This is a genomic window from Betaproteobacteria bacterium (assembly GCA_009693245.1).
Taxonomy (GTDB): Bacteria; Pseudomonadota; Gammaproteobacteria; order Burkholderiales; family SHXO01; genus SHXO01.
The window spans coordinates 1-15,209 of sequence record SHXO01000018.1 but is presented as its reverse complement, the minus strand read 5'-3'; the positions used below and the strand labels follow the sequence as shown (position 1 = coordinate 15,209).

14 protein-coding genes and 1 pseudogene are annotated in these 15,209 nt (G+C 59.4%); 11 read left to right on the top strand and 4 right to left on the bottom strand.

Annotated elements, in window-relative coordinates; all coding sequences use genetic code 11:
- The first annotated feature begins 6 nt into the window (after positions 1-6).
- The 4 genes and pseudogenes from EXR36_04725 to EXR36_04710 all read left to right on the top strand — a co-directional run bounded on the left by EXR36_04725 (position 7) and on the right by EXR36_04710 (position 5,382).
- Positions 7-930, top strand: a complete 924-nt coding sequence (locus EXR36_04725; GenBank protein ID MSQ58949.1) for a MerR family transcriptional regulator — start codon at positions 7-9, stop codon at positions 928-930.
- Entirely contained in the window at positions 920-1,408 is a 489-nt protein-coding gene (rfaE2, locus tag EXR36_04720) for a D-glycero-beta-D-manno-heptose 1-phosphate adenylyltransferase (GenBank protein MSQ58948.1), read from the top strand. Before EXR36_04725 ends, rfaE2 begins: the two co-directional genes overlap by 11 nt.
- 48 nt (positions 1,409-1,456) lie before the next feature.
- Positions 1,457-3,199 (top strand): ABC transporter ATP-binding protein/permease, encoded by a 1,743-nt coding sequence (locus tag EXR36_04715; protein MSQ58947.1) that lies wholly within the window; start codon positions 1,457-1,459, stop codon positions 3,197-3,199.
- A 153-nt stretch (positions 3,200-3,352) separates the two neighbouring features.
- Positions 3,353-5,382 (top strand): annotated as a pseudogene (locus tag EXR36_04710) (elongation factor G).
- A 13-nt stretch (positions 5,383-5,395) separates the two neighbouring features.
- Here the strand turns inward: EXR36_04710 and EXR36_04705 are convergent.
- The 3 genes from EXR36_04705 to EXR36_04695 all read right to left on the bottom strand — a co-directional run bounded on the left by EXR36_04705 (position 5,396) and on the right by EXR36_04695 (position 7,781).
- Positions 5,396-5,878: an SPOR domain-containing protein gene (locus EXR36_04705; GenBank protein MSQ58946.1), complete on the bottom strand. Its 483-nt coding sequence runs from the start codon at positions 5,876-5,878 to the stop codon at positions 5,396-5,398.
- 167 nt (positions 5,879-6,045) lie between these two features.
- Positions 6,046-6,867: a type III pantothenate kinase gene (locus EXR36_04700; protein MSQ58945.1), complete on the bottom strand. Its 822-nt coding sequence runs from the start codon at positions 6,865-6,867 to the stop codon at positions 6,046-6,048.
- The gene (locus tag EXR36_04695) at positions 6,774-7,781 is read right to left on the bottom strand and encodes a biotin--[acetyl-CoA-carboxylase] ligase (GenBank protein ID MSQ58944.1); all 1,008 of its coding nucleotides are present in this window, start codon (positions 7,779-7,781) and stop codon (positions 6,774-6,776) included. The genes EXR36_04700 and EXR36_04695 overlap by 94 nt, the downstream gene beginning before the upstream one ends.
- Before the next feature lie 229 nt (positions 7,782-8,010).
- Here EXR36_04695 and EXR36_04690 point away from each other — a divergent pair, with 229 nt between their 5' ends.
- From EXR36_04690 to EXR36_04660, 7 genes are all read left to right on the top strand, one after another.
- Complete coding sequence (locus tag EXR36_04690) at positions 8,011-8,538, top strand: hypothetical protein (GenBank protein ID MSQ58943.1); 528 nt, start codon at positions 8,011-8,013, stop codon at positions 8,536-8,538.
- A 59-nt stretch (positions 8,539-8,597) separates the two neighbouring features.
- Positions 8,598-9,521, top strand: coding sequence for a sterol desaturase family protein (locus EXR36_04685; protein MSQ58942.1), 924 nt, complete (start codon positions 8,598-8,600; stop codon positions 9,519-9,521).
- 6 nt (positions 9,522-9,527) lie between these two features.
- Positions 9,528-9,875: a fatty acid hydroxylase family protein gene (locus EXR36_04680; GenBank protein ID MSQ58941.1), complete on the top strand. Its 348-nt coding sequence runs from the start codon at positions 9,528-9,530 to the stop codon at positions 9,873-9,875.
- A 6-nt stretch (positions 9,876-9,881) separates the two neighbouring features.
- A complete protein-coding gene (locus EXR36_04675) occupies positions 9,882-10,184 on the top strand; it encodes a hypothetical protein (protein MSQ58940.1) in 303 nt (100 codons plus the stop codon).
- 119 nt (positions 10,185-10,303) lie between these two features.
- Complete coding sequence (locus tag EXR36_04670; GenBank protein ID MSQ58939.1) at positions 10,304-11,443, top strand: mandelate racemase/muconate lactonizing enzyme family protein; 1,140 nt, start codon at positions 10,304-10,306, stop codon at positions 11,441-11,443.
- A complete protein-coding gene (locus EXR36_04665; protein MSQ58938.1) occupies positions 11,436-12,203 on the top strand; it encodes an enoyl-CoA hydratase/isomerase family protein in 768 nt (255 codons plus the stop codon). The genes EXR36_04670 and EXR36_04665 overlap by 8 nt, the downstream gene beginning before the upstream one ends.
- 60 nt (positions 12,204-12,263) lie before the next feature.
- Positions 12,264-13,253: a tripartite tricarboxylate transporter substrate binding protein gene (locus EXR36_04660; GenBank protein MSQ58937.1), complete on the top strand. Its 990-nt coding sequence runs from the start codon at positions 12,264-12,266 to the stop codon at positions 13,251-13,253.
- A 6-nt stretch (positions 13,254-13,259) separates the two neighbouring features.
- On the opposite strand, the gene EXR36_04655 is transcribed toward EXR36_04660, so the two are convergent.
- Positions 13,260-14,966, bottom strand: coding sequence for a glycosyltransferase family 39 protein (locus tag EXR36_04655; GenBank protein MSQ58936.1), 1,707 nt, complete (start codon positions 14,964-14,966; stop codon positions 13,260-13,262).
- Positions 14,967-15,209 lie beyond the last annotated feature (243 nt).

Genomic DNA, 15,209 nt, shown 5'->3' with positions numbered 1-15,209 from the left:
TAGTAGTTGTCCCGTACATCACAACTTTCCATACCGCTCGCCCCTGGCCCAACCGAGGCGGTAGGCATTGGTGCCGCCGAGAGGGAAACCGGCCTATCGAAGGACACGCTGCGCATTTGGGAAAGGCGCTACGGTTTCCCCCAGCCTGGACGAGATGCCAATGGCGAGCGAATCTACCCTGCCGAGCAGGTGGAAAAACTGCGCCTCATCCGCCGCTTGATGGAGCGCGGCCTTCGGCCCGGCAAAATCATCTCCCTGGACCTCGGCGCGCTTGAATCCCTTAGCCCTCGAAATACGCCCCTGGACGATGGGAGAGAGGATCTGCCGATTTTCATCGAACTATTACGCGATCACAACGTGGCCGAGTTTCGCCGCCAGCTCGCGCAAGCGCTCATGCGCCAAGGGTTGAAGCATTTCGTGCTCGATACTGTCGTGCCCCTCGATGAACATGTCCGCGGTAGCTGGATGCGGGGCGATCTACGATTATTCGAGGAACATTTCTACGCGGAGCATATTCAGGGCGTCTTACGCAGCGCCATTCATTCCATTCAGCATGAGGGGAGCGCACCGCGTGTTCTGCTAGCGACGTTCACCGGCGAATTTCGCGCGCTGCTCATCATGGAAGCGCTATGCTGCGTGGAAGGGGCCATATGCCTTGCTCTCGGGCCAGAAACGCCGTGCAGGGAAATAGCACGCGCGGCGGCGGCTCACGACGCGGCTATCGTGGGCATGGCATTTGGCTCCTTTAGCCAGGATGTCATCTGCGGTTTGTCGGAATTACGTTCCCTCATGCCGCGTGGCATTGCCATGTGGGCCACCGGCAATAACGGCGCACGAACGAAGAAGCTCGTGCAAGGCGTGGAATTCTTCCACGACATGAATGACGTCCCCGCGTTGCTGCAAAAGTGGCGCTCAAGCCATGGCCTCTAGCCCACCGCCATTCGAGGGAAAAATCGCCGCGGCCGCGAGCCTTGCGCAACGCTGCCAGAATTTGCCCAAGCCCATCGTATTCACCAACGGCTGTTTCGATATCTTGCACCGGGGTCACGTCACCTATCTCGCGCAGGCTCGGGCATTGGGCGCGAGCCTCGTTGTCGCGCTAAACAGCGATGAATCCGTGCGCCGTCTTGGCAAAGGCGAAGACCGCCCGATCAACACTCTTGAAGACCGCATGGCGGTGATTGCGGCATTGGAATGCGCCAGCGTCGTGACCTCCTTCGACGATGACACGCCCCTCAAGCTGATTCTCCTGTGCCAGCCGCAAATTCTGGTCAAAGGCGGCGATTGGCCAGTGGAGAGCATCGTTGGCGCGCGCGAGGTGCTCTCCTGGGGCGGCCGCGTACACTCCATCCCATTCATCCACGACCGTTCGACCACGCGTTTGGTCAAGCAGATTCGGTCATCTTAAGAAAAGGCCGCTTCGCTCACCGGCGAAGCCGTGCCAGGAGAAACCCGCATGTCCAGTTCCAAGCCACCCTCTTCCTTTGGCCGCGATGTGTGGAGACTCATCGGACCCTTTTGGAAGTCAGAACAGAAGAAAGCCGCTTGGGCATTGCTCGTTTCCGTACTGGCGCTTACGCTGGCTCTGGTCTATGTCGAAGTACTGTTCAACGACTGGTACAACCGCTTCTACAACGCGCTCCAACACAAGGCGAAAAACGATTTCTTCAAGGAGATGGGCTGGTTCATGGTGTTGGCCATCGTGTGGATCATCATGACTGTGTACGCGACCTACCTTACCCAGCTGCTGCAGATTCGTTGGCGCACTTGGCTTACCACCACCGTCACGGGCGATTGGCTAGGCAACCGCGCCTACTACCGGCTCCAATTAAAGGACCAGCAAAACGACAACCCCGACCAAAGGATTGCCGAAGACCTCAAAATTTTCGTTTCGAGCACGCTCAATCTCTCGCTGGGTTTACTAAGCGCCGTGGTGACCTTCGTCACCTTCGTGGGCTTGTTATGGAACCAGTCGGGCCCCCTGGAGTTCTCCGTGGGAGGATTGGACATCAGCATCCCGGGCTACATGGTGTGGGTTGCGCTGATCTACTCGGGGATTGGAAGTTGGTTGATCCTCAAGGTGGGCCGCCCGCTAGTAACCATCACCAATGACCAGCAGCGTTATGAGGCCGACTACCGCTTCAGTCTAGCGCGATTCCGCGAAAACACGGAAGGCGTCGCCCTATACCGGGGCGAGAAGCATGAGTTAGAGCAGTTCGACCTGCGCTTTAGCAGTGTGGTCAAGAACTGGTTGATGATGATGAAGCGGCAAAAGCTGGTGGGATGGTGGCAATACGGGTATGTCCAACTTGCCGTGCCGTTTCCCTACCTGGTGGCCGCTCCGCGTTATTTCTCGGGCGCCTTCGAGCTGGGCGGCCTCATGCAAATCGCGAACACCTTCGGCCAGGTAAAAGGGTCGCTCTCTTGGTTCGTCAACGCCTTCGATGGTCTTGCCACGTGGAAAGCAACCAGCAATCGCATCGTGGGTTTCCGGCGGTCCCTTGCCCAGGCGCAGTGGGAATCGGCCACAGCCCAGGGCCCGCAAGTGCTAGTGGGTATGGAAAAGGATGTCGTTCTCAAGGATCTCGACATCCGGCTGCCAGAGGGATCTCCCATCGTCGCCGCGCCGGCCTTCACCATCAGACCATCGGAAAAATTACTCATCAAGGGCCCCACCGGCTGCGGCAAGAGCACGCTATTTCGTAGCATCGCGGGCATCTGGCCCTTTGGGCAAGGGCAAGTCAATGTGCCGGAGAATTTCGACGTCCTCTTCGTTCCGCAACGGCCATACTTTCCCTTGGGCAGCTTGCGGCTCGCCCTTTCCTATCCATCGTCTCCCGGCACATTTCCCGACGAGGTTTTGCGTACCGCCTTGGCTGACGTGGGATTGCCCCATTTGAGCGAACGTTTGGACGAGGAGCGCTCCTGGAGCATGCGGCTCTCAGGGGGAGAACAGCAGCGCATCGCCATCGCGCGTGCGATTTTGCAGAAACCGCGCTGGTTGTTCTTGGACGAGGCAACCGCCAGCCTCGACGATGCCAGCCAAGAAGAGATGTACCAAATACTGATCCAGCGCCTTTCAAGCACTGCCATCGTCAGCATCGGACACCGTGCGGACCTGGCGCGCTTTCACTCCAGAGTGGTTGAGCTTCGGCCCGGCGATTCCAATGTCAGCCGCCTCATTCTCAATCCCGCGTGAAGGGACTGCCATTGCGCACGTCCCGGTTGCTCCTGCTCCTGCCCAGTCCTATACTGGCCGCACGGATTCTGTAGCGAGCCCCTCGCTTCTTGAACTGGAGGCTCGCTACAGGTTCTAAGCTTTCGTTCATGCCATATCTGGGAGGAGAGAACCATGTGGCAGTTCCAGAGCGAGCACATCCGTACCATTGCGATGGTCGGCCAGGGGGCGCGGGTAAAACCACCCTCATCGAACAGATCTTGGTACGCAGCAAGGCCATTGCCAGCGCGGGCGCGGTGGAGAAAGGCAGCACCGTGTGCGATTACGACCCGATGGAAAAGACCCACGGGCACTCCCTGAAACTCGCCCTTGCGCACACGATCCACCAAAATACCCTCATTCATCTTATCGACACGCCGGGGTACCTGGATTTTCTGGGACAATCACTCCCCGCGCTGTCCGCCGCGGTCATCAACGCGCAGAATGGTCCCGAACTTCTATCCAGACGCATGATGCAATGGGCAGGGGAGCGCAACCTGTGCCGCCTCATCATAGTCAACAAGATCGACGCCGACAACGTGGATCTGAAGCAAGTCCTGGCGAGAATCCAAGAAGCTTATGGAAAGGAATGCTTGCCCGTCAATTTGCCCGCGGAGGGTGGCAAGAAGGCGGTGGATTGTTTCTTCGATCCCTCCGAGACATCGGAGTTGATGTCCGTCGAACAAGCCCACACGGCTCTGGTCGATCAGGTCGTGGAAGTGGACGAGGAACTGATGTCCGTTTACCTCGACCAAGGCCATGTCACTTCGGAGCAGTTGCACGCGCCCTTCGAGAAAGCGCTACGCGAGGGCCACCTCGTTCCGGTGTGCTTCGTCTCGGCGCGAACGGGTGCCGGCTTGGATCTACTACTGGATATCCTTGTCCGCCTCATGCCCAACCCCGCGGAGGCAAATCCACCCATGTTCATCAAGGGCGAGGGCGCGCAAGCTCACCCGCTCCAGGCCGATCCAGACGCCAGCAAGCATGTGCTGGCGCACGTATTCAAGGTGGAGATCGATCCTTTCATCGGCAAGCTCGGCGTATTCCGGGTGGAGCAAGGCACGGTACGCACGGGGTCCCAGCTATTCGCGGGCGACGCGCGCAAGCCGTTCAAGATTGGGCACCTATACCGCTTACAAGGTAAACAACATATCGAGGTGGATCAGGCTGTTCCGGGCGACATCTGCGCCGTGGCCAAGATCGATGACCTGCACTTCGGTGACGTCCTGCACGACGCCCCGGAAGATGACCACATCCATATCCGGCCGTTGCAGTTTCCCGCGCCCGTATTCGGCCTCGCCGTGGAACCCCAAAAGCGCGGCGACGAGGGAAAACTGATGGATGTGCTGCACAAATTGGAAGCGGAGGATCCGAGCCTGCGCGTGGAGCGCAGCGCCACCGCGCACGAAACCGTGATTCGCGGGCTGGGCGAACTACACCTTCGCCGGGTGCTGGAAAAAATGGAAAAGAATTACCAGCTCACCCTCACCACCCATCCGCCGCGTATCCCCTATATTGAAACCATCAGCGCGAAGGCGGAAGGGCACCACCGCCATAAAAAGCAAACGGGCGGCGCCGGGCAGTTCGGTGAGGTGTTTCTACGCATCGAGCCCCTTCCCCGTGGCAGCGGTTTCGAGTTCGTGGACGACATTCATGGCGGCACCATCCCCGGACAATATCTTCCCGCGGTGGAAAAGGGCGTGCGCCAGGCTCTTGAAGCGGGACCCGTCTCCGGTCATCCCGTGCAAGACGTGCGTGTCATCGTCTACGACGGCAAATATCACGCCGTGGATTCCAAGGAAGTAGCCTTCGTGGCCGCCGGCAAAAAGGCCTTTCTCGATGCCATGAGCAAGGCCAGGCCCGTTGTGCTCGAACCCATCGTCAGCATCGACGTCTACGCCCCGCCCAATACCATGGGCGACATCGCGGGCGAGCTTTCCGGCAAACGCGGGCAAGTCAGCGGCAATGACGCCGGCAGCAACGGCTTGATGAAAGTCTCGGCGCGCGCGCCGCTAGCCGAACTGGATAATTTCCAGTCCCGCTTGAAATCGCTAACCGGAGGCCAAGGGTCCTATACCTTGGAATTTAGCCATTACGATGCCGCGCCTCCTAACATTCAAGCGCAATTGGCATCGCAGTACAAACCGGCCGCGCACGACGACTGATTTGCGCAAGGGTTCACTCGTCCGCCGGCCCCGGCACGAGGCTCCTGGAACTGGGGCAACTCACCTGCCTGAGACTGGCGCCGGCGAACTGGGCTTTGATTCGCGCGAGTTGTGAAACGCGCTCGGCGCTCGCTTCCCGCATGTAGAACAAGGTGCGGGTGACGCTTCGTATTTCCGCTCGCGCGCCCTCGATACCCTTGCGCTTCATCTCCTCGAGCAACCTTAGCGCCGCTTCTTCGGATTTGAATACTCCGAACGAGATGGCGTGCTTCCACGGGCTATTCTCATCGAACAGCGGGTATCCATTGATCCCCATTTTCTGGAGCCGCTTGGCTTGCTGCATGGCACCGGCGTAGGAACTGAATGGCGCGATGTATACCCACCATTGGGCGGGAAGCGGCATCTCCAGGCTGGACATATGGCTTCTCAAGGACCTCTCATCCAGCATCCGGCGCACGGATAGCACTTCTTCGCCGTTAAAGGGGCCCAGTTCCATGCAGGGAACGCGCGCGATCTAGGTGCCGGACGAGGAAACAATCTCAATCTTGTGCGCGTTGAGTGTCTCGGCCGCGGGCTTGCTTGGCGTCATCGCGCCTCCGAACTTGAGCAAGACAGCCAACGCAAGATTGAAGATGAGGAAAACCAGAACCGCGGCGCGCATGCTCAATCTTGCTGGGACGCCGCGACCGCCAGACCTTCCAGTACGAGATTTGGAATCAGCTTTACGTTTCTATCCAGCGTAGGTTGGAGATCCGCGGCGCCCCCGCCAGTCATGATGATCTCGCAGCTCGCTTCGCCCAAGGCACGCAGAGCCTGCTCGATTCGGTTCAGGGCACCGCCCGCGGCAAGGTACGCACCCGTGGCGATCGCATCCGCCGTATTGGTGGGAAGCAAGTGAAATTTTCCCGGTTGGCGTTTGAGTGCTGCTGTATGCCTTTCCAGGGCTTCGGCCATGATCGCGGGATTCGGAAGAATGACTCCTCCCAAGAACTCGCCCTTGGCGTTCATGGCGTCTATGGTCACGGCTGTGCCAGCACTCAACACAACACACCCGCCCGTCACTCGTTTACGCGCCCCGATGAGAGCGGCCCAACGGTCGGCACCCAATTGGCTGGGTTCTTCGTACCGGTTGACCACGCTGCACTGGCGCTCCCTGCTCACGATCCACTCCACGCGGCACCCTCGCGCCGCCACGGCATGACCGATTTCCTGCCCAGCCTCCTCGCCGGCGACATTGCAACCCACCACCCGGTGCGGAGCCGGGCTGTCCGCCCACACGCTCGCCAGCCGGGCGGAATCCGCTCTTGGCAAAGCACCCATGGACAGCCATTCGCCTTGATGGTGGAAACCCCATTTAATGCGGCTGTTGCCCACATCGATAGCCAGTATGGTCACGATGGCGCCGAGCCACTGTGCGGTGATTGTGCCGGCCGCATGCTCATGTCCCCGGAATAAATTTTCCGATGGCCATTTTCCGCCGCCAATACCAAGGCTCCATCTTCAGAAATTCCCGCCATCACGCCGGCCTGTGTTTCGCCATGAGCATGGGCCAACACAACGGGCTGGCCAATATACGCCGCATGCGCGGTCCATTCCTTTCTCAGGTTCTCGAATCCCTGCGCCTCGAACCGCGCCATCGTTTCCTCAACATGGCGTAAGCATACACCGAGTATGGTGCTGCGCGGGGCGCGAACCCCAAGGCGGTATAGATCCACAACGGGTTGGCCAATCGCGGACTCAAATTTATCGGGTAAGCGCGCGTTTAACCCTATTCCAATCACGATGGCAGGCAAGGCGCTCACACCGCCGCCATGGGTTTCGATCAGCACACCGCCCAGCTTGCCGGCGGGCGTGATCAAGTCGTTGGGCCATTTCAACAGGGCGCCGCGCACACCCAATTCATTAAGAGCTCGCATCAGCGCAACCCCCACTACGAGACTGGATGCCGAAAGCGCGGCGCCTCGCTTGGAAAAGCGGTAAAGAATGGAGAACGTCAGCGAGTTTCCCAACCCCGAATTCCACCTGCGGCCCAGCCTCCCGCGCCCTCCGCATTGCAGTTCCGCCGCAACGACCAGCCGGCCTGGCGGATTCACCGCTTCGGCCAGCACCTCATCGTTGGTCGATATCGCCGCATCGAGAATCCTGATTTGGTAGCGTGCGGCGCAATCTCCCATGGCCTGTTGCGTTTCGCGCACACCCAGCCAATCGATACCGCCCGAGATTACATAGCCACCGCCCTGGCGGGCCTGAATATCCACGCCATATTCTCGTGCCTCGTCCACGGTCTGTGTTACGTCTTGGCGCGTGATGCCGAGTTCCTGGGAAAGTTGGTCCGCGGTGCGTAACTCCCCGGCGGGAAGACTGCGCAACACGCGAAACATCGTGTTCATGGTTTTCATTGTTATCCGAGGCCTGCCGCGCGCATGCTAGTATTTTAGCAGAGCAGAGTAGCCCGCGGGCGCGGGCCAGACTGCCACCGAATTAAATGAGCGTGCCTCCGGGGTACCGTGTTCGAAGAAAGTGGTCTTTACTTGTAATCGAACGAGCTGCTCAACCTACAAATCAACATTGCCGCGGCGCATAAAGTGCTATAACTTATCCCGCCAAAATCGTGGAGGAGAGGCGCGAGTGAAATTCTCCGGACAATTGATCGCAAAACACATGGCAAGGTACCCGCGCATGCAGCTACTGGATGTCTATAAGCTGCTGCACCAAGCTGCGCTCGGTAATAGTCATGCCGTTAGCAATCCCGAGGAAGTTATCCGCCGTCTGGAAAGCGAACTCCTGGACGTGCAAGGGCCGTCCGAACCGCTATGGGAGCCGATTTCTCCCGACGGCCGGTTGGTACGTGTGCATCTTCGGCCCTATGCGGCAGGAAAACACGACATCCAGTCCCTGGCCATGGCCGTCGTGCAGACGGCGATGAATTATCCACCTGCCCCGGAGAGGCTAGCCAAGTTTTGCGCCTGCACCGGTGACTTGGCATCGGAAGGCATCCTGCCCTTCAAGCGCGCTGAGGTCGTCACTTTCTTCGAGGAGATCGCCGAGCACGGATACCCCGCGGTGCGCCACTCCAAGGAATACCGGGAAGCCTACAAACCTTCCTACCGGGTGGTCGGTTTGGAGTTACTGCCGCCACAGGTAAAGTCCAATTAGCGCCCACCGGCCCATCCCTGGCGCGGTATTTCCGAGATGCGTGACGCGATACTTTTGAGATGAACGGGCGGAACTCTTCCTGGTATGCCACGGTACTTTGGTTTCTCACCGCGTTATTCTCGCTGCGCGTCGCGGGCCAAGCTAGCCAGCGCTGGTTTCCCCTGGCTGCCTTGCCGCCATTCGAAAACTTTCAAGGAAGTAACCTGCCCTATGCGGTGCTTCTGGGCGTCCAACTCGTTATTCTGTTGCTTATGACGAGCGCGGCTTGGCGTGTGGGAAAAGGTGTGCTTGCGCGCCGACCCATGGCCGCCAAGTTCCTACACGGATTCGCCGCTGTCTATTTCTCTGGAAGCGTGCTGAGAATACTCGCCAGTGCCTTGTATCCGAACGCGCTGCCGTGGTTTACGGCCTGGATTCCCGCATTCTTTCACTTGGTGCTGGCGAGCTTCGTTTGGACGATGGCTCTATGCTACGCGGAAAAAGCTCCCGGTCATCGAGAAGATACGCAGTGGTCGCACTACGTCATCTATCCCTTCTCTGTTTCCTGCGCCTTTGCCTTGTTCGCGGTACTGCGGGCGCATGTGGTTGCGCTTTCGATTGCCCTGTATGTAACCATCATCGCCAACGCGGTCTGGATTCTCATCTTGGAACGCTGGTTTCCCGAGCGCGAGGACTGGCATCCCAACCGCGGCCACGTTCAAGCCGATGCACTGTACATCGCACTCGTGCAGGTGGCATTGCCCAAGTTGCTCACCATGGGTGTCGTGTTGTTTCTTGCATCGCACACGCACAGGCCCGCTTTCTGGCCGCACGATTGGCATTGGGCGGCGCAGACGCTCCTCATGATCCTGGTCGTGGACCTGATGCGCTATTGGGTGCATCGTGCCTGCCACCACTTTCCCGCGTTGTGGCGTCTGCACGAAGTCCACCACTCGCCGCGCTTACTCTATTCGATGAATACCAGCCGGTTCCATCCGATCTAGAAGGTTCTGCACTTCTCGGCGGATACGCTCCCGTTCTTGCTCTTGGGTGTTGCACCCGAGGTACTGGCAGGCTATTTTCTCGTGTACGCGGTGAACGGTTTTTACCAGCACAGCAATATCCGGCTGCGCTACGGATGGTTGAACTACTTCGTGGGCAGCGCCGAGACGCACCGCTGGCATCATGCGCGCGATCCCAAAACCGCGCAGTGCAACTTCTCCAGCACAACCTTGATTTGGGACTTGGTCTTCGGAACCTGGTACCTGCCGAAGCGGCAGGCCGTGGACAAGATTGGGATTCTGGACGATGCCTATCCCACCGGCTTCTTGCGCCAGATGGCGGCACCGTTTCGATAAGATTCGATGTACGCTATCATGTCGGCCAAGCGACTAATCTTGGACGCCGCACTCAAAGCGTACTTGCGAATTCAGTGGTTCGTGGGCGCCAGGAGATTGCGCGCGCAGGCCCGCGATCCGCAAGCAACGCAGGATAAGGTGCTACGCGGCATCTTGCGCGCAAACAGATCCACCACCTTTGGCCTGGAGTATGGATTTTCCGGCGTCGGCACCTACGAAGATTTTCGTGACGCGGTGCCGGTATGTGACTTCGAACGCCTGCGGCCTTGGAGCTGCGCAACCGTCGTTTCGAAGTGCGGGCTTCGATAAGAACTTGGGCAAAGATCCGCCAGGCGAAGCCGCACATGGACCAATTGCCATCCAAGCGTTATATTTCCCCTCACGACAATTACCCTACGAGGAGACCCATGGCTAACGGCTCAAACGACATGCGCATACGAGATGTAGTTGGATACCCCACATCGTTTCCCGTACGGCCCGAGGACAGCGTAACGCTCGGCATCGGCCGGGCGGTCAAGCGCGACGCCGTCATCGTCAAGGTCACCACCGAAGGCGGGCTCGTGGGTTGGGGAGAATCCCATCACGGGCGCTGCCCGGGCGCGGTGGCGAATCTCGTCAACACGACATTGCGCGGGCTGGTGGTGGGCATGGATGCCCACGACGTCACCGGCATCTGGAACAAAATTTACGTCAAGCAACTGGGTAGTCACGGCATGGGTGCCGGCACCTGCCTCGCCATGTCTGGCATCGACATGGCGATTTGGGATATTCGCGGCAAGGCTACCGGACTACCGCTCTACAAATTGCTCGGCGGCACATCGAAACCGGTGCCTGCCTACGCCGGTGGCGTGTCGTTGGGTTACCAGGAACCGGCCGCGTTGCTCGCCGAGGCAATGCCCCACATCGAAGCGGGATACAAAGCCATCAAGCTTCGAATTGGCGATACTCCAAAACGCGATTTGCAGCGTGTGTCGGCGGTGCGCAAAGCGCTGGGAGAAAGCATCGGCATCCTCACCGATGCCAACACCGGTTACACCGTCGCCGATGCGCGCGAGGCGATGCCGGGACTGGACGCCAACGGCGTGGGATGGCTGGAGGAGCCCTTCCCGCCCCACGACTACGAGAGTTACCGCCTCGCCTCGCTCTGCGGACGCACGCCGCTGGCGTCGGGAGAAAATCATTACACGCGTTTCGAGTTCACGCGCGTGCTGGACGATGGCTACATCACCGTCTTGCAACCCGATCTTTCCAAGAGCGGAGGCATCACCGAATGCATGCGCATCGCGCATCTCGCTTCGGCATGGAAGCTCAAGATTCATCCGCACACCTCCATGACCGGGCTCAACATGGCGGCAGCCATTCACTTCCTGTGCGCCATCGACAACGCCGGGTACTTCGAGGGCGATGTGTCGAAGAACAATTTGTTCCGAGACAAGATGGTGAGCACGCCTTACTCGGTGGGCAAGGATGGCTGCGTGCGGCCATTGGAAAAACCAGGTTTGGGACTGGAATTGGACGAGAGCTTTCTCGCCGCCCATCCCGTGATAGATGGGCCTGCTTATGTCTAGCGCCGTACTCACCGAGCGCTCGGGCACCACCGCGATCGTCACCCTGAACCGGCCCGAGGCGCTCAATGCCGTCAATCACGAAATGCGCATGGCGCTCATCGAAGCCATGGGTGCACTTAATGCCGACGATTCCGTAAGGGCCATCGTTATCACGGGCGCCGGCGAGCGCGCGTTTTGCGCGGGGCAAGATCTCGCCGAATCGATGCAGTATCAGGGTGACGAAGTGTCGCGCTGGCTGGAGCGCCAGCATGCCATGTACCAATCGGTTCGCGCGCTGGATAAGCCATGCGTCGCGGCCATCAACGGCGTGGCCGCGGGCGCGGGTTACCAGATCGGCTTGGTGAGCGATTTACGAGTAACTCATGCGGAGGCGAAGATCGGGCAACCCGAGATCAAAGCGGGGCTCGCCAGCATCGTGGGTTCCTACTTGATGACACTGCATCTGGGCATGTCGCACAACATCGAGTTGTCCATCACCGGCGATCTCATCTCGGGACAGCGCGCCTACGAGCTTGGGCTGGTGAACCACGTGGTGGCGCGCGGCGAGGTGTTGAGCAAAGCCCTGGATCTGGCCACTTCGTTATCCGCGCTAGGCAAAACGGCCATGCGTTTGACCAAGCGCCGTTTCCGAGAAATTACCCAACCGGGGTTCGACGCCGCGCTGGTGGCGGCCAAGGAATATCAAAAAGAGGCTTACGCGAGTGGCGAACCGCAAGAGGCGATGAAACGCTTCTTCGAGGCAAGGAAGAAAAAGTCTTGAGCCACAGAGGGCACAGAGAAATTACAAACCATGCTCTGCCTTTGATTCGCGACTAGTGTCATGTTGCCGGAAAAGTCACACCTCTGGACTAGGTTAAACGTTTCTGTGTTCCTCTGTGTCCTCGGTGTTCTCTGTGGCAGGACAGGTTTTGCCGAACCCTACCCCAGCAAGACCATTCGCATCATCGTCCCGTATCCAGCCGGCGCGTTCAACGATCAATTTGCCCGCGCCCTGGCTCACCACCTAAACAAGGCATGGGGCAGACCCACTGTCGTCGAAAACCGTCCCGGCGGCAGCACGATCATCGCCACGGACTTGGTGGCGAAGGCTCCGCCCGATGGCCACACGTTGCTAATCGCCTCCTTTGCCACGGCTGTCAACGTCTCCCTTTTCAGCATGCTTCCCTTCGACACGTTGCACGATCTGGCCCCCGTCATTTTCGCGGCCCAGACCGCCAACGCGTTAGTCGCCAATACCTCGTTTCCGGCCGCATCCGTCAAGGATCTGATCGCCCTGGCGAAGGCAAAACCAGACCAGATCAATTACGCCTCCGGAGGCAACGGCTCTTCAACTCACCTCGCCATGGAAATGCTCAAACGCATGGCGGGCATCGGCCTTACGCACGTACCGTACAAAGGCAGCGCCCCGGCGCTCACGGATGTCATGGGCGGGCAAGTGAGTGTAGCGCTCGACAACATTCCAAACGTGCTGCCCCACATCAAGGCAGGAAGGCTGCGCGCGTTGGGGGTGAGTGCAGCGAGGCGCTCCGGCACGCTGCCCGAGGTGCCGAGCATCGCGGAAAGCGTGCCGGGATTCGATGTCTCCGTATGGTTTGGCGTCATGGTGCCAGCAAAAACCCCCAAGCCCATCGTCGCGCAGCTCAATGCGGAGATCAACCGCATGCTGGCGTCGAAAGATATTCAGGTGCGGTTCAATGCCCAGGGTGTGGAGGTCGTGGGCGGCCCGCCCGAGAAGCTCGCCTCGCATCTGCGCTCCGAGATCGAGCTGTGGGGCAAGCTGGTCAAATCCGCCGGCATCAAGCCGGAGTAAAAGGTCTTATCGCGGCTTGAGGACCACGACGCGCTTTGGATCGCGAGCGATAATCTCCGCCGCCAACCCTCGCGCCAAATACTTCTCGTAGCTCGCCGGATCCATGACAGCAATAGCCGAGTGAGCTGCCTGCCACGCGCTTTCGAATGCTTCGGGTGTCGCAAGCATGCGATGGGGCTCTTGTTTGATGCCGAACTCCAATTCGCCCCCCACCTCCGCCAGCGTGACGGTGCTTTCGAGGTAGAACGGAAGGCTTTGATCGTAACGCCCGACCTCGAATACGACGGTTCCGGGCCGCATATGCGAGCGCACCAAGCCCGCCATGTGATGAGCGGAGCGTAAAGGCGACAGGCTATCGAATCCCAACACACAGGCGTGCACCCCCAATAACGTCGTCATACACAAGATGCCCAGCATGCGCGTGCGCGGTGCGATCAAGGCCGTCATGGCCGACACGGCGAGGATCGCGATGGCGGAGACTTCCATCCAATTAGCGTAGTGCGCGAAGTACTTGAAAGATACGGAATCCTCCTGGGCGAACTCCATCAGCTCGGTGCCCGCGAATAGCAACACTGCCAGGAGCACCGCGCCCGGAATGACCCGGACCAGAATTCCCCGCGCGGACAGGCTCATGGCACGCTGCGCGGCAAGAATCGCGAGAGGCGCGACGGCTGGCAAGACGTAACCCGGAAGTTTGGAGCCGGATATGCTGAAGAAACCCACGACGCAAGCGGCCCATAGAATGAGGAAGCGCTCCACGCGCAATGCGCCCGCAGGCGTGGCCTTTCGCCACCCTTCTCCCACCCCTTCTATGGCGAGCCATGTCCAGGGCAACGCCCCAATAAGCAGTATCGGAAAAAAATACCAGAAGGGCTCGGCTTTGTGATGAATGTTCGAGGTGTAGCGCGCGAAATGTTCGTGGATGAAAAAGAACTCCGGAAACTCTGGGTTGCGCTGGGATACCAGAAAAAACCATGGCAATACGATTACAGAGAACACCGCCAGTCCAGCCAGCCAGTGCATGCGCCGTAGCACCGCGATGTTTCTCTCCATGACTACATACGCCCCCACCACCAAGGCCGGTAGCACGATGCCGATCAAACCCTTGCTCAGCACGGCAAGAGCTAGGCTGGCCCAAGCCATGAGCATGGAGAACCGCTCTTCGCGCGATTCGTTCGGTGCGCATTGGGCGCGCATGAAGAACAACATGCCCGCACTGATGAAAAAAGTAACGCCTATGTCCAGCGACAGCACCTGCGAAAAAAATGCGTAATAAGGGCTGCTGAGGACGAACAGCGCGGCGGCCGCCGCGCCCTTCTCGCCGAGCCACTGGCGAGTCACCCACCAAACCATGAGCGCTCCCAAAAAACCAGTCAATGCCGGCCACAGGCGAGCCGCCCATTCGTTGACTCCGAAGGCTTTGTAGGACGCCGCCGTCATCCAGTATTGGAAAGCGGGTTTCTCGAAATACTTGATGCCGTTCAAGCGCGGCGTCACGTAATCCCCGCTCACCACCATCTCCCTGGGAATTTCGGCATAGCGGCCCTCGTCGGGCTCGGCAAGGGGGCGGTAACCCAGAGCGCCGAACCACACCAGCGCGATCAGCGCCAGCAATAACAGCCATTCGCGGTCAAAAGCGCGCACGTTATCCGCGGAGGGCGCATAAAGAGGATCGATGGCTTGCGTGGAAGCCACGACATTATCGGTTTGCATGTAGAGGGGCGAGGATTCGGGAGGGGTGAGGATTCGGGGAATGTCACGCTCACCTATTGGAAGGTGGCGGGCATTCTATCTCATGAAAATCACCCCTCGCCGCGATCACCCAGCCAGCGTCGCGGGATCTACATTGCCGCCACAGACAATGACAGCGGCGCGCGCACCGGATTCAAGGCCCGCGCGGCCGGACAAGAATCCCGCCAGGGCCGCGGCACCGCCAGGCTCGGCCGCGACGCGAAA